17 protein-coding genes are annotated in these 14,364 nt (G+C 52.1%); 10 read left to right on the forward strand and 7 right to left on the reverse strand.

Going from position 1 to position 14,364, the window contains the following annotated elements; translation table 11 throughout:
• Nucleotides 1-109: 109 nt before the first annotated feature.
• Both D3A97_RS08625 and D3A97_RS08630 read left to right on the forward strand, forming a co-directional pair.
• Nucleotides 110-685 (forward strand): hypothetical protein, encoded by a 576-nt coding sequence (locus D3A97_RS08625; protein WP_157986430.1) that lies wholly within the window; start codon nucleotides 110-112, stop codon nucleotides 683-685.
• A 156-nt stretch (nucleotides 686-841) separates the two neighbouring features.
• The gene (locus D3A97_RS08630; RefSeq protein ID WP_119077962.1) at nucleotides 842-1,525 is read left to right on the forward strand and encodes a YiaD family glycine zipper/OmpA-like lipoprotein; all 684 of its coding nucleotides are present in this window, start codon (nucleotides 842-844) and stop codon (nucleotides 1,523-1,525) included.
• Nucleotides 1,526-1,772: 247 nt separating this feature from the next.
• Here the strand turns inward: D3A97_RS08630 and D3A97_RS08635 are convergent, their stop codons facing one another.
• Nucleotides 1,773-2,954, reverse strand: a complete 1,182-nt coding sequence (locus tag D3A97_RS08635) for an aspartate aminotransferase family protein (RefSeq protein WP_119077963.1) — start codon at nucleotides 2,952-2,954, stop codon at nucleotides 1,773-1,775.
• A 34-nt stretch (nucleotides 2,955-2,988) separates the two neighbouring features.
• On the opposite strand from D3A97_RS08635, the gene D3A97_RS08640 reads away from it, so the two are divergent.
• The 3 genes from D3A97_RS08640 (at nucleotide 2,989) to D3A97_RS24810 (ending at nucleotide 3,987) form a co-directional block, all read left to right on the forward strand.
• Entirely contained in the window at nucleotides 2,989-3,510 is a 522-nt protein-coding gene (locus D3A97_RS08640) for a gamma carbonic anhydrase family protein (RefSeq protein ID WP_119077964.1), read from the forward strand.
• A 154-nt stretch (nucleotides 3,511-3,664) separates the two neighbouring features.
• Complete coding sequence (locus D3A97_RS24805; protein WP_157986431.1) at nucleotides 3,665-3,814, forward strand: hypothetical protein; 150 nt, start codon at nucleotides 3,665-3,667, stop codon at nucleotides 3,812-3,814.
• 11 nt (nucleotides 3,815-3,825) lie between these two features.
• A complete protein-coding gene (locus tag D3A97_RS24810) occupies nucleotides 3,826-3,987 on the forward strand; it encodes a hypothetical protein (RefSeq protein ID WP_157986432.1) in 162 nt (53 codons plus the stop codon).
• A 78-nt stretch (nucleotides 3,988-4,065) separates the two neighbouring features.
• Here the strand turns inward: D3A97_RS24810 and rsgA are convergent, their stop codons facing one another.
• The 5 genes from rsgA to D3A97_RS08665 are packed head-to-tail and all read right to left on the reverse strand — an operon-like array spanning nucleotide 4,066 to nucleotide 8,929.
• On the reverse strand, nucleotides 4,066-4,995 hold the full coding sequence (gene rsgA, locus D3A97_RS08645) for a ribosome small subunit-dependent GTPase A (protein WP_119078493.1): 930 nt from the start codon (nucleotides 4,993-4,995) through the stop codon (nucleotides 4,066-4,068).
• A 19-nt stretch (nucleotides 4,996-5,014) separates the two neighbouring features.
• Nucleotides 5,015-6,025 carry a vWA domain-containing protein gene (locus tag D3A97_RS08650; RefSeq protein WP_119077965.1) on the reverse strand — a complete coding sequence of 337 codons (1,011 nt, stop codon included), beginning with the start codon at nucleotides 6,023-6,025 and terminating at the stop codon, nucleotides 5,015-5,017.
• Nucleotides 6,026-6,027: 2 nt separating this feature from the next.
• Complete coding sequence (locus D3A97_RS08655; protein ID WP_119077966.1) at nucleotides 6,028-7,023, reverse strand: hypothetical protein; 996 nt, start codon at nucleotides 7,021-7,023, stop codon at nucleotides 6,028-6,030.
• 27 nt (nucleotides 7,024-7,050) lie between these two features.
• Nucleotides 7,051-7,917, reverse strand: coding sequence for a DUF58 domain-containing protein (locus D3A97_RS08660; RefSeq protein ID WP_119077967.1), 867 nt, complete (start codon nucleotides 7,915-7,917; stop codon nucleotides 7,051-7,053).
• Between the two features lie 10 nt (nucleotides 7,918-7,927).
• Nucleotides 7,928-8,929: an AAA family ATPase gene (locus D3A97_RS08665; RefSeq protein ID WP_119077968.1), complete on the reverse strand. Its 1,002-nt coding sequence runs from the start codon at nucleotides 8,927-8,929 to the stop codon at nucleotides 7,928-7,930.
• Nucleotides 8,930-9,185: 256 nt separating this feature from the next.
• Here D3A97_RS08665 and D3A97_RS08670 point away from each other — a divergent pair, with 256 nt between their 5' ends.
• From D3A97_RS08670 to D3A97_RS08690, 5 genes are all read left to right on the forward strand, one after another.
• The gene (locus D3A97_RS08670; RefSeq protein ID WP_119077969.1) at nucleotides 9,186-9,518 is read left to right on the forward strand and encodes a hypothetical protein; all 333 of its coding nucleotides are present in this window, start codon (nucleotides 9,186-9,188) and stop codon (nucleotides 9,516-9,518) included.
• A 95-nt stretch (nucleotides 9,519-9,613) separates the two neighbouring features.
• Nucleotides 9,614-10,276 (forward strand): peptidylprolyl isomerase, encoded by a 663-nt coding sequence (locus D3A97_RS08675; protein ID WP_119077970.1) that lies wholly within the window; start codon nucleotides 9,614-9,616, stop codon nucleotides 10,274-10,276.
• 75 nt (nucleotides 10,277-10,351) lie between these two features.
• A complete protein-coding gene (gcvH, locus tag D3A97_RS08680; RefSeq protein WP_119077971.1) occupies nucleotides 10,352-10,732 on the forward strand; it encodes a glycine cleavage system protein GcvH in 381 nt (126 codons plus the stop codon).
• A gap of 28 nt (nucleotides 10,733-10,760) precedes the next feature.
• Nucleotides 10,761-11,141 (forward strand): VanZ family protein, encoded by a 381-nt coding sequence (locus tag D3A97_RS08685; protein WP_157986433.1) that lies wholly within the window; start codon nucleotides 10,761-10,763, stop codon nucleotides 11,139-11,141.
• 22 nt (nucleotides 11,142-11,163) lie between these two features.
• Complete coding sequence (locus D3A97_RS08690; protein ID WP_119077973.1) at nucleotides 11,164-11,637, forward strand: helix-turn-helix domain-containing protein; 474 nt, start codon at nucleotides 11,164-11,166, stop codon at nucleotides 11,635-11,637.
• Between the two features lie 33 nt (nucleotides 11,638-11,670).
• Here the strand turns inward: D3A97_RS08690 and D3A97_RS08695 are convergent, their stop codons facing one another.
• Nucleotides 11,671-14,178 carry a DUF5686 family protein gene (locus tag D3A97_RS08695; protein WP_119077974.1) on the reverse strand — a complete coding sequence of 836 codons (2,508 nt, stop codon included), beginning with the start codon at nucleotides 14,176-14,178 and terminating at the stop codon, nucleotides 11,671-11,673.
• Nucleotides 14,179-14,364 lie beyond the last annotated feature (186 nt).

Here is a 14,364-nt window from a genome sequence, read left to right on the forward strand (position 1 = left end):
AATATTGCGTGAACCCGGCGGCGCCTGCAACAATTCAGCAGCAAAAGTTGTTATCAAGGTGGCCAATTTCTACCGTAATCATATTATCCACCTTCCTAAACTGTCAAACATGTTAGATCAATTAGTACAACTGGTGCGCGAAAACGCCCAGCAAACTGTGGTTGCCAATCCCGCCGTCCCCAATGACCAGAATGAAGCCATCATTGGCGAGGCCACACATTCTATTGCAGACGGTCTGCAAAACGCCCTCGCCAGCGGCAACGTGCGCGAGGTAATGGGCCTGTTCAATTCCAATGGCCAGGTGGACAATAACAACCCTGTTGTAAACAACATTTCCGGCAACCTCATCAGCAATCTTACCGAGAAGTTTAACCTGAACAGCGGTGCCGCGGCTTCCATAGCCGGCTCCCTGATCCCCGCCGTGCTGGGCTCACTGGTGAAAAAAACCAATGATCCGTCAGATAACGGTTTTTCGCTGGACGGTATTTTCAGCTCCCTCACAGGTGGCTCCACCCAGGGCCTGAACCTGAGCGGCCTGCTGGGCAAATTTGCCGGCGGGCTTGATAAAGACGGAGACGGCGATGTGGACCTGCAGGACCTGATGGGCATGATCAGCAACGGCGCCAAAGAACAACAAAGCAGCGGCGGCCTGGGTGGTCTGCTGGGCGGCCTTTTCGGACGTTAACCGGTGATAACGGACAGGCGCAGGCATCTTCACCTGTCCGTTATTCTTAATTTTTATCTTGTTTATTACCATATATTTAATACGAAAAACCGATCTTGGCAGAGTATTTGTTCAGGCAATTATCTCAAATAAACTTTTATGTTTAAACTTACTAAGATGAAACGATTTAATGCATGGGTGGCGATGGCGTTGGCGGGTACGATGGTTTTAGGCAGCTGCAGTACCTGGCAGGGTATGGACAATACCAAAAAAGGCGCTGTAATAGGTACCGGCGGCGGTGCGGCGGCCGGGGCCGTGATCGGTAAAGCAGCAGGTAATACTGCCCTGGGCGCCATTATTGGTGCCGCGGTGGGTGGTACTGCCGGTGTATTGATCGGTAAAAAAATGGACAAACAGGCGGAAGAGATCAAGAATGAAGTGCCGAACGCAACCGTAGAACGTGTGGGAGAAGGGATTAACGTAACCTTTAACTCCGGCGTGCTTTTCGGGTTCGACAAATCTGACCTGACCGCAACCGCTCAAAGCAATATCCGCGAACTGGCGGACGTACTGAACAAGTACCCTGACACGCATGTGCGTGTAGAGGGCCATACGGACGACACTGGTGCGGACGCCTATAACTACGGCCTGTCTGAACGCCGCGCCAAATCCGTAGCCAATTACCTGGTAGGCCAGGGCGTGTCCGCAGGCCGTGTGCAGACCTTCTGGTATGGTGAAACACAGCCTAAATTCCCGAATGACAGTGAAGCTAACCGCGCGCAGAACCGCCGCGTTGAGTTTTCCATCTTTGCCAATGACAAAATGAAATCAGAGGCGAAACGGGAAGCAGGCCAGCAATAAATCTTTTAGTTGAATTTTCTCATAAGCAGTTTGAAACGAACCTCCCGGGAAACCGGGAGGTTTCTTTTTGCATAAGGTGTTGGCATTGCCCAAGTGAAGTGAAAGATAAAGCATACCTCCTGGTCAACCGGGATAGGGCGGAAATACGCTCCAAATACGGGTGCCAGAATAAGCCGGGTACCGGATAGTTGATATGCCGGGCGGCATTCCCGGGAGTGATAACGCCACCACCGGCAATGTTGCACGCTTACAAGGTATCCAGCCCGGCCAGTATAATGCGGCAGGCCTCGCGTATCTCCTCTTCCGTAATAATAAGCGGCGGCACCATGCGCAGGCATTGTGGGGCAAACAGGAACCAGTCTGTAATCAGCCCGTTGGCAATACAATAGTCGATCACTTTTTTATTGGACGCAAAATCGTCCAGCTCAACCGCCAGCATCAGGCCTTTGGAACGTACGGCCCTGATGCGCTCATGTTGCAGCAGCGCCAGGAAAAGCTGCTCTTTGGCCGCCACCCCGGCCACCAGGTTTTCTTCCACCAGCGCCTTCATGCCGGCCAGGCCCGCGGCACAAGCCACAGGATGGCCGCCAAAGGTGGTGATATGACCCAGTACGGGCTGGTGGGTGAGGCCCCACATCACCTCGCGGTCCGCAATAAAAGCTCCCAGCGGCATGCCGCCGCCCAGGGCTTTGCCCAGCAGCAGCACGTCCGGCACAATGCCATATTGCTCAAAGGCCCAGAGGGTACCGTTGCGCCCCAGGCCGCATTGAATTTCGTCCAGTATCAGCAGTGTGCCGGTTTCCGTACAGCGTTGCCGCAAGGCCTGCATCCATTCCCGGGAGGGCGCCCATACGCCCGCTTCCGCCTGTACTGTTTCCGCTATCACGCAGGCAGTGCGCTCCGTGATCTGTTCTATCACCTCCATGCTGTTATGATGCAGGTGCAGCACGTCCGGCAGCAGGGGCCGGTAGGCGTTTCTCCAATACTCATCTCCCATGATGCTCAGGGAGCCTTGTGTAGAGCCGTGATAGCTGTTCCTGAAAGCGATGATGCCCGTTCTGCCGGTGTGGCGTTTGGCCAGTTTCATGGCGCCTTCTACCGCCTCGCTGCCGGAATTGGTGAAATATACGCTATTGAGAGAGGCCGGCAAATGGTCTGCCAGGTATTTGGCGTAAGCTACCTGCGGAGACTGTACAAACTCACCGTACACCAGCAGGTGCATGTAGGTTTGCGCCTGTTCCTGTATGGCCTTTACCACTGCCGGATGGCAGTGCCCTACGTTGCAAACGCTGATGCCGGCTATCAGGTCAAGATATTTCTTGCCCCCGGCATCCCACATATACATTCCTTCTGCTTTCACTATTTCCAGTGCCAGCGGGGCATCAGAGGTTTGCGCCACATGTTGTAAAAAAAGCTGCCTGTTATTCATTGTGGCGAAGTTAGTGAAGTTCTATATTTGTACTATGCCAGTAATATTACCTGTAAAAGGAGTGCTCCCGCAAATGGGAGAAAATTGTTTTATAGCGCCCAATGCCACCATTGTAGGTGACGTAGTGATGGGGGCCGACTGCAGTGTGTGGTTCAACGCCGTGGTACGCGGAGATGTGAACAGCATCCGTATGGGCAACAAGGTGAACATACAGGATGGCGCGGTGATACATGCCACTTACCAGAAAACCCAAACCCACATTGGCAATAACGTGTCCATCGGCCACAATGCCATTGTTCACGGCTGCACCGTGGAAGATAACGTGCTCATAGGCATGGGGGCCATTGTAATGGATAATGCCCACATAGGCAGCAACACCATTATTGCCGCCGGCGCCGTGGTGCTGGAAGGTACGCGGGTGGAAGCCGGCAGCATTTATGCCGGGGTACCCGCCAAAAAGGTGAAAAATGTTAGCCAGGAGCTGATCCACGGTGAAATAGACCGCATTGCCAATAACTATATCATGTACGCGGACTGGTTCCGGGACCAGGTGTAGCCAATGTAACTGGATAATTGCCGTTTGCCGGCAGCCTGCTCAGGCACCGCGCTCCCGGAAACTTGTTTCCGCCGCCCGTCCTATACTGGTAACGCGCGGGATGTACACACTTTATAAAAAAGTGTTATATTGCATATGCTGAAATATCCCTCCTATGAAGAAAGAATGGTTATTAGGCCTTTGGCTGGCTTTTCTGCTGGCGGGCTGCGCCACGCAAAAGTCCGGTTGCCCGGGCACTACTTTTTACAATGCCAATAACGCCAAGCAGAATGGCAAGGCCGGAAAACAAATGAAGTTATTCTAAAAGGCCTGCTTATGCGTAAATGGATGCTGTTAATGGCTGTTGGTGTTTTGCTGGCGGGCTGCCGCACGCAGAAAACAGGTTGTAAAACGCCGCCCAGGAACATGGGGGCGGAAAAGGTGTTTGATGAAATGAGCAAGCCGCCCAGGAAGGGGTTGTTCAGGCGGAGAGGGTGATTTTCATCCTGTATACCGCGGAAACCCGCAATAACAAAAGGCTGTTACCGGCCTGCAAAAGCGCTTTTTGAAAACAGCTCAATAATCCTTTTCTCCTATGCTGTGCCAGATAGCCACATAACTAAGATACCGTTCCATATCTATCTCCCCCGCTTCTACCGCTTCTTTTACCGCGCAGCCCGGTTCGTCCAGGTGCTGGCAGTTATTGAACTGGCAACTGTTCAGGTAGGGCTGCATGTCAAGGAAATAATGAGATAATTCTGCTTTAGGAATATCCACAATACCAAATTCGCGCAGGCCGGGAGTATCTATCAACCGCCCGCCGCCCGGCAGGTCAAACATTTCTGCAAAGGTGGTGGTGTGCATGCCTTTGCCGCTCCAGCCGCTTACATTTTTTGTTTTCAGCTGCAGGTCTGGCAGCACCTGGTTAATGAGGGTAGACTTGCCTACGCCGGAGTGGCCGGAGAGCAGGCTGGTTTTGTTGTGCAGCACCTGCTCCAGTTCCCGGATGCCTTCTCCGGCAGCCGCGGCGGTGAGCAGCACGGTGTACCCTATGGACTCGTACACCTCTTTCCAGTGCGCAAACTTCTCTATGTCTTTGGCCTTGTACACGTCTTTTTTGTTGAAAACAAGTACGGCGGGTATGTGGTAGGCGGCGGCCGTTACAAGGAAGCGGTCAATAAAACCCTGCGAGGTACGCGGTTCCCGTACGGTGCATACCAGTACGGCCTGGTCAAGGTTGGCGGCTACTATATGTTTTTTATGCCTGCTCTGGGGAGAGCTGCGTACAATGTAGTTTTTCCGTTCCGCAATGTCTGTTATCACGGCTGTGTCCTGCCCGCCGTCTTCCATACTGATGGTCACTTCATCTCCTACGGCAATGGGGTTGGTGGACGTGATATCTCCGTCTATTTTGAAAATACCGGGCAGGCGTGCCTGTAAGAACTCGCCTGTGGCTGACTTGGCCACATACCAGCTGCCGGTGGATTTGTAAATGGTTGCTTGCACGGCGTAAAGGTAAAGCAAATCATGGCAATCTTCTGAACACGGTGTACCGCAGCACTACTTCCAGCAGCAGGCAGGCCAGCGCTATCATGGCCAGCGGGAAGAAATGTTCCGTGAAACGTTTGTAAGAAGTGATCTCTACCTTGGAGCGTTCCAGTTTGTCTATTTCCTGGTAGATGTTTTTGAGGGAAGTATTATCTGTTGCGCGGAAGTAGCGGCCGCCGGTTTCGGTAGCGATCTTTTTCATCAGCGGCTCGTCTATCTGCACGTCTACCATCTGCATCTGCACGCTGCCGTCTGGCATGGTGGCGGGGGAGGGGGCTTTGCCGATGGTACCCACGCCAATGGTGTACACCTTTATTTTGTAGGCTTTGGCAATTTCCAGCGCGGTGAGCGGGTCTACCAGGCCCGTATTGTTCACCCCGTCTGTCAGCAGCACTATTACCTTGCTTTTGGCCTTGCTGTTCTGCAGCCTGTCTACCGCCGTGGCCAGGCCCATGCCTATGGCCGTACCATCTTGCAGCATGCCGCTCCTGATCTGCATGATCTGCTGTTTGAGCACGCCGTGGTCCATGGTGATAGGGCACTGGGTGAAACTTTCCCCGGAGAAGATGACGAGGCCAATGCGGTCACTGATGCGGCTGTCTACAAACTCCATGGCGGTTTTTTTGGCGGCCTCCATGCGGTTGGGGCGCAGGTCTTCCGCCAGCATACTGCCGGAAATGTCTATGCTCATTACAATGTCTATGCCTTCACTGTCTATGCTTTCGGAGGTGTTGGAGGTTTGCGGGCGGGCCAGCGCGGTCACCAGCGCGGCGTAGGCAATAATGCGCAGCACCAGCAGCAGCGGCCGGAAGCGCACTTTCCAGGAAACGGGCAGGCCCTTGAGGCCCTGCAGGGAAGATACCTGCACAGAGCCCTGGAAGCGGCGGCCGCCCTGGTAGTGCCACCAGATCATAACGGGTATGAGCAGCAGCAGCCAGAAAAAGGCAGGGTATGCAAAAGTGATATTTTTCCAGGTGTTGAGGTCCATGTTTATTTCTTCTGATTTGTGCTGTCTGGCTCAGGGGCGGGCGCGGCGGCCGGTTTTGTCCATTCTACCACGGCTATGGCCTTCTGCAGGCAGTCTTCATGCTCCTGCGGCGAAGGCTGCAGCTTGGCAAACTTGGCCAGGTCTGCCAGCGTCAGTATGCTCTGCAATTTGTCCCTTTGCTGGTTCAGCACCGTTACAGGTTTAATGTTTTGCAGCAGCTCGGCGCTGGTTTGCTCCAGCGCTGCAATGTGGAACTGCTGCTCAAAATATTGTCTGAGTATGTCTGTTAACTGTGTGTAATACAACTTTACGTCTGTGTTCCAGGGTTTGTCTTTCCCCAGTTGCGCCAGCTCGTCCATCGCCGTTTCGTAGGGAGACCGGAGCGGTTGGGCCGGCGGCGGTTTGGGAGCCGGCTTGCGTTTGCGCCAGTATACAAAGTACAGCACCACCCCGGTCACCAGCAGCAGTATGCCCAGCAGCCAGGGCCAGTAGTCCAGCAGGTTCCAGGCCACGCGGCGCAGCGGTTTGATGGGTTTGAAGGCCTTGGAGGTATCTACGGCTACGGTGGTAACGTCTATTATAATGGGCTCGGTGAACACGGAGTCGTAAGATCCGTCTGTTACCGAAAACACTTCAAACTTCATGGGCGGCAGCTCCCAGCGCCCCGAGTCAAAGCTGGTAAGAGTAATGGTCTGCTTCCAGAGTTTTTGCTGGGAGTTGGAGCCGGCAGTGTCCAGCGGGGTGCGTGACACCACTTCCAGGTGGTTGAGCGAGTCAGGCAGGTTGGGAAATACCACTTTCAGGCTGGCGCCCTTTAATGCGTAGAGCATCACCTTGGCGGTAACGGATATGTTCACCTGTTCCCCCAGCCGTATGCTGGTAGTGTCAGGCACGGCCTTCACCTGGAAATAATCTTCGTACTGCTGCGCCAGCAACGGGCTGCTGCCCAGCAGGCAAACCAGCATGGTATAAACAAATATGTGCTTCTTGACTTTCATCCGGTGTGGCAGTGATCAGTTTTTATCTTAAACCCTGTTCAGGAAAAATGTTTGCAATGCTTTTACATAGTCTTCATCGGTACGGATGCTGATCAGCTCCGCCCCGCTTTTCAGAAAGGCGTTCCGGCAATACTGTGCGTGCTGCTGGAACTGCTGGGCGTAATGTTGGCGTACCCTTTTATTTCCCGTGTCTACCCACTGGGAGGCGCCGGTTTCACCGTCTGTCATCTTGATCATGCCTACGGGGGGCAGGTCTTTGTCTCGCGGGTCATATACCTGTACGCCCACCACATCGTGCCGTTTGGCGGCAATGTTCAGCGCGTCCTGGTAGTTGCCGGAGAAAAAATCGCTCAGCAGGAAAACAATGCTGCGTTTTTTGGCGGCATTGTTAAAGAAGCGCAGCGTTTCGGATATGTTGGTGCCTTTTCGTTTAGGCGTGAAAGACAGCAGCTCACGGATGATGAAAAGGATATGGGACTTGCCTTTTTTAGGCGGGATATATTTCTCCATGCCGTCACTGAAAAAGATAACGCCCACCTTGTCGTTGTTCTTAATAGCGGAAAACGCCAGCACTGCGCACAGCTCTGTTACCAGACTGCGCTTGGTATGGGTGGCGGTGCCGAAGGCCCCGCTTTCGCTCACGTCTACCAGCAGCATCACCGTCAGTTCCCTTTCTTCTTCAAATACCTTCACAAAGGGGTGATTGAAGCGGGCGGTCACGTTCCAGTCAATAGACCTTACATCGTCTCCGAACTGGTAGTCCCTCACCTCGCTGAAAGACATGCCCCTGCCTTTGAAGGCGCTGTGGTACTCTCCCGCAAAAATGTGGTTGGTGAGGCCTTTGGTCTTGATCTCCAGCTGGCGCACCTTCTTGAGTATTTCTGAAGTTTCCATGGTTTGCAGTTTATGGCACTTCCACCGCGTTGAGTATTTCGCTGAGGATGTTCTCACTGGTTACGTTCTCTGCTTCCGCCTCATAGGTAAGGCCTACGCGGTGGCGCATTACATCAAAACATACGCTGCGCACGTCTTCCGGTATTACATAGCCCCTGCGCTTCATAAAGGCATAGGCTTTAGACGCCAGGGCCAGGTTGATGCTGGCGCGGGGAGAACCGCCGTAGGCAATAAGCGGCTTCAGTTTGGCCAGTTTATACTCTTCGGGGTTGCGGGTGGCAAACACCACGTCTATGATGTACTGTTCAATTTTTTCGTCCATGTACACTTCCCGTACCAGCTTGCGGGCCTCCAGTATTTCCGAGGGGTTTACCACCGGGTTTATTTTGGTCTGGCCTTCCGGCTGCAGGTTCTGGCGGATGATGTGGCGCTCTTCGTCTTTGGTGGGGTAGCCTATTACCACTTTCAGCATAAAACGGTCTACCTGTGCTTCCGGCAGGGTATAAGTGCCTTCCTGCTCAATGGGGTTTTGCGTGGCCAGCACCAGAAAGGGTTCTTCCAGCTTGAAGGTGGAGTCTCCGATGGTGATCTGGCGTTCCTGCATAGCTTCCAGCAGGGCGCTTTGCACCTTGGCCGGGGCGCGGTTGATCTCGTCTGCCAGTATGAAGTTGGCGAAAATAGGGCCTCTTCTTACCACAAATTCGTTACGTTGCTGGTTGTAGATCATGGTGCCTACCACGTCTGCCGGCAACAGGTCAGGCGTGAACTGGATGCGGGAGAAACGGGCGTTGATGGCGGATGCCAGTGATTTGATGGAGAGCGTTTTGGCCAGCCCGGGCACCCCTTCCAGCAGCACATGCCCCTGGGCCAGCAGGCCGATCATCAGGCGCTCTACCATGTACTTCTGGCCTACGATCACTTTATTGATCTCCATGTTCAGGAGGTCTACAAATGCACTGGCCTGATGGATCCTTTCGTTGAGTTGGCGGATATCGTACGATGTATTTTCCATGTATTTACATTTCGTAAGTTGCTAAAATAATGATTCTGGTATTTAAACCTACTGCCATGGCGGGTATGCGCCGTTAAAATGCTGTTAAAACACCTTGCTGAACAGCCTCCCCGGTAAACAGATATGGTTTAAAAAAAATTCCAATTTAAGAAAGCGGATCGATATTTACATCAATTTTTTGCGTAAACCGTACATTTGTTGTCCGTTTAAGGCAGCAATCGCTATGCCATGAATATAAAACACTAAAAACCAAAGGATGGACCAGGAAGATTTTGTAACAAGATGGAAAAAAGTGGAAGATATGCTGCGGGAGCGTTTTGGCAAGACGCCCAATATGGAAGCCATTCTTTTACTGATAGGCATACAGGAGCTGAACAGCCCCAAAAAGAAATACACCAAGGAACAGAAGCAGGACCTCATGCACATTGCCGTGTGTACCCTGCTCACCCAGAGCGGGTATTACGAGCCGGAGGGGCGTGACCGTGACGGCTGGCCGCATTTCAAGGAGCTGCAGCCGGTGCCCAAAATGGGCCTGGAAGAGCAGGAGCGGTTTTTGAAGGAACATGTGATCGCCTATTTTGAAGAGTAATTCACCCGCTGGCCCATGCCCGTACCAAAGCTGAAGAGTGCGACGCAACGGCTGCCGGGCCGCCCTGCCGGCGCCGGGCCCATAAAACAGACCCTATGCATAAAACACTACTGCTTTCTTTTTTGCTGCTGGCGGCATTGGCCGCACAGGCCCAAAGGAACCGGAAAGTAAAGGTCACCACGGACTATGGTACCATGGTGATCAGGCTGTATGACCAGACGCCGAAACACCGGGATAATTTTATCCGCCTCGTAAAACGGCATTTTTATGACAGCCTGTTGTTTCACCGGGTGATCAAACAGTTTATGATACAGGGCGGCGACCCTTCGTCTAAAAACGCTGCGCCCGGCGCCCTGCTGGGCGATGGCAGTGTAGGGTACACCGTGCCGGCGGAGTTTCAGCTGGACCTGTTCCATAAAAAGGGCGTGCTGTCGGCGGCGCGTGACAATAACCCCGCCAGGGCCTCGGATGGCTGCCAATTCTACATTGTACAGGGAAAGAAGTTTACGGACGGGCAACTGGATACGCTGGAGCAAACCCGCCTGGGCGGCCGCAAAATACCGGTAGACCAGCGGGAGGTATACAAAACCATTGGCGGAGCGCCGCACCTGGACCAGCAATACACGGTATTTGGCGAGGTGATCAGCGGCCTGCCGGTGATAGACAGCATTGCGGCAGTGAAAACAGACAAAAACAACCGGCCCTTGCAGAACGTACGCATGAAAATCAGGCTGAAAAAGAAGTTCCTGTTTTTCTAAACGCCTGTTAACGAAGAAGTTTTTTTATTATTCTGCCCTTAAAGCGTATTTTTACGGCTCAAAATCAAAACTGACATGAATTTTCCGTCACAACTGCGTTACACAAAAGACCATGAGTGGGTTTTGTTAGAAGGTAATACTGCAAAAGTAGGCATTACCGATTTTGCACAGCGCGAACTGGGCGATATTGTATTTGTAGACATCACTACCGCAGGCAAAGCACTGAAAGCTGAAGAGATCTTTGGAACGGTAGAAGCTGTGAAAACCGTATCCGACCTGTTTTTGCCCGTATCCGGCACAGTAGGCGAAGTGAACCCCAAGCTGGAAAGCAGCCCCGAGCTGGTCAATTCCGATCCTTACGGAGAAGGATGGATGGTGACCATACAGGTAGACAACCCGGCGGATGTAGACGGCTTGCTGACTGCAGACGCTTATAAAGCGCTGATAGGCGAATAGGATAATGAACGAAACGAATACAAATAAAATGAGGATGATCCGGTATTATTTACCCGCGTTAGCATGGATCATCCTCATTCTTTTTTTATGCACCATGCCGGCGTCTGCCGTGCCCAAAAGCGGTTTGTTCGACCTGCTGCACATGGATAAGATCGTGCATTTCTTTCTCTTTGGCGGCACGGTGCTGCTGCTGGCTTACGGGTATTACCGGCAGAAAGGGCGGATCAGCGCGGCGGCCCTGTTGTGCCTGGCGCTGGTAGTAAGCCTGTACGGGCTGGGCATTGAGTTTATACAGAAGTATTTTACGGCCAACCGTAGTTTTGAGATATGGGACGTAGTGGCGGATGCCGCCGGCGCGCTGTGCGGCGCCCTGATCTTTGGGCTGATTGGCAAACGCTTTCTCAAATAGATTTTTTACTGCTCGAAATGATATGATTGCACTCAATATGAGTGCATTTTTTTTGAGTAAAACTCAGCTATCCCGAATTTATATTCAGTTATCCGGAAAGTATTTCGGCTTTTACCAGTTTGATTTGGCGGGTGTTTTTCATTCTTCTAATATTGCTCCCATAGCAGTATTAATCATGAATATAGGTTTGCAGATAAGAAAAGTACGCGAAAGCAAAAACGTAACGCAGGAGTACATGGCCGCCAAGTTATGTGTCAGCAAAACGTCTTATGGCAACATAGAAAGGAATACGATCAAGCGGTTAACATGGGCTATGGTAATGGCCATTGCAGAAGTGCTGGAGGTGCATTATTCAGAATTGCTGGTTGAGCAGCCGCCGCAGGCCCGCATGGAGCGCAGCGGTAAACCGGGGTGCTGGCAGGCGGTAATGAATTGTTTGCAGCATTTGCATGAAAAGATGGACAGCATGGAAAAACAATTGCAGCGCATGCAATGACCATGGCCGCACATTCATTGTTTGTTACACTCCCTAAAACTGGAGGCGGAAACTCCCGAAGATACCGAAACGTTTTTCATCCGCCTCGTTGGGCAGCGGTTTGGGAGCCAGGCGCCACACAAAGTCCACCCGCAGGAATTTCAGGATGTTTTCCACCCCGGTGCCCACCTCAATGTAGGGGTTGCCCTGGAGGGTTTTGAAGGGATAGCCGGCGTTAAGGTTCATGGCCTTGTTGGGCTCGGACAGTTTGCCGATGATGCCTTTGGCCGTCCAGAACTGGCGCAGCTTTAGTTTGCGTATCAGGGGGATATAGTTGAACACGCCATTGCCAATGGTATGTTCCAGGTTGAAGCCGGCATATTCATCACTGATGAACTCAAAGCGGTTCATCATGTTAAAGGCGTATTTGTTGTAGTAAAAGATCTCGTTGCCGGGGTGGATCTCCAGCAGCGGGTAGGGCAGGGGCGATCCGAAAATTTTGCCGCCGAAGAAATTGTAATACAGCTGCCCGAAAGGCGGCAGCTTAACATAGTCAGATACGGTAAAGGCGGCTTTTTGATAATTGTAGTTGCTTTTCATGATGCCTTTCATGCCAAGGGCGTATTTCAGTTCTACAATAGGGTATTTGCTGCCGAGGCTGAAGCGGTAGTAGTTGCCTTCCAGAAATTCTTCTCGGAAAGCGTAACGCAGCTTCAGTGCTACCTCCATATTGGTGAGCGGGTCAAGGCCGGCGCCGTTGTGCGGGAAGAAATTGCCGCTGGGAAGCGGGGCAAAAGGCAGGAACTGCTTATGCGCTACGGAAAAATGATGGGAAAACCCGCTGAAATATTCTTTGTAGAACTCGCCCCGTTTTTCGTCTATCAACATGAACTTTTGCGGCACGTTGGGTTTGCGGATGGCGAGTGAAAAGATGTTGTCTGTGCCCACTTCATCGTAATAGCTGGCGCCGTTATCAAGGTCACGCACAAAGGAGCCGTACACATACATGCGCGGGTGGCGTTTGAGCAGCCAGAGGGCGGATATTTTGCCCTTGAAGCGGTCATCTCCGAACCCGTAGGCCAGGTAGCCGTTGAGGTAAAGGTCTTTGTGGAACTGCGGGGTAGTGCCCAGGTCAAGCCGCATGCGGAAGCCTTCCAGCCGGTTCTGTGAGAACAGATACCAGTACGGGCCCCATTCCAGCGGGCCAAAAGGCTTATAGCCCGTGGCCAGGAAGCGGATGGTATTGGAATATTTCTGGAAGAGAGGCATTTGCTGCAGGGTGTCTACCATTCTGTAAATGGCCATTTCGTTTTTGCTGAGGCCTTCGTGGCGGTGGCCTAGCCAGAAAGAATCAGACCGCATGCGTGCGCTGTCTGCCACCACAATATTTTGCGGGTAGCGCCGCTCCGTAAAAATGTTGGTGGCCGCGGTATCGTTTACAACAATGTTATTGTAAGAGGTGGTTTTACGGCCAATGAACTCAATGGTTTTGGTGGGCTTGGGACTGGGCGTCCAGAAGTCTACAATAAATTTGTCTTTGGCCAGGAACCACCCGCTGCTGTCCTCCATGGGCTTAAATTCCTGCACCAGGCTTATTTTGCGGACAAAGTTGATATTGGCGTCCCCGGGCACGGAGAGGCTCATTTTCTGGATGGCGTAGGTGGAATCCTGCACCCATACTTCGCCTACAAACACGTTCTCCCCTTTGCGGCGCGGTTCAAAGTTGAGTTTGATGAAACGGTGGTTGTTGACATATTGCGTGTCCGTAATGCGGTAGTGATAATACATGGCGCCGCTGTTGTTGACGGGGCTTACAAAACTCTTGTCAAAAACAGGGATGAAGTTGTCGTACACATTGATGTTCTGGTACATGCCGCCCAGGAACTTGGTCACGCTCTCGTTATCCAGTCCCGACGTGCGGCTGGCCTTGATCACTTCCTTGGTTTTTTTTGGGTCTTTCTGGAAATAATAGTCGGAAATGCTTTCCGTGAGGAACACCGGCAGAAAGGGCTGATTTTCCGTAGTACTGTCTATGTTTTTCAGGATGAACGAAAACGGCCTGGTGAGGCGGTTTTTAGACAGCTTGCTGGTATTGAGGTTCTTGATGTCCAGCTCCAGCTTGTTATACACTTCGTAAGTATAACTCTCCAGGCGGTCATAATTGTTGTACGGCTTGCGGCGGATGATCTGGCGGAGCAGGATGAGGGCAAAGTTGACGTTGGCCTTTACCTCGTACTGTTTAAGGGATACATCTCCCCGGGAGATCTCGAAAGTAAGGGTTTGCTCCTTCAATTGTTTGTCAACGAACAGCACCAGCCGGTTATACCCCATTACCCGCACCAGCAGGGAGTCAGAAGGTATGGCAGGCAGCTCAAAGAGAAAAGCGCCTTCTGCGTCCGTAACCATGGCGGTATTTGTGCCAACAAATTGTAAAGTGGCAAACGGGATCAGTTCCTGGGTATGCGCGTCCTTTACAATTCCACTGATCTTATATTGAGCGCTAAGGGGAAAGAAGCTGATGGTACAAATAATTAAAGCTATGGTTCGTTTCCAGCCGGTCATACTCGAAGCAAATTAGATATTTTCACAGATACAACGTTCAAGCGGGCATAAAACGACATATTTATAACAAATATTTATAGTTTGTTTGATGGGCGGGCCAGCCACAAAAAATGCTGCATCTTTTGCCCCTCCCGGAAACCCTCCCTGCTTACACTGTGAATAACGTGCCAAATATTTCATAGCTTT

Source organism: Chitinophaga alhagiae, from assembly GCF_003568665.1.
Classification (GTDB): Bacteria; Bacteroidota; Bacteroidia; order Chitinophagales; family Chitinophagaceae; genus Chitinophaga; species Chitinophaga alhagiae.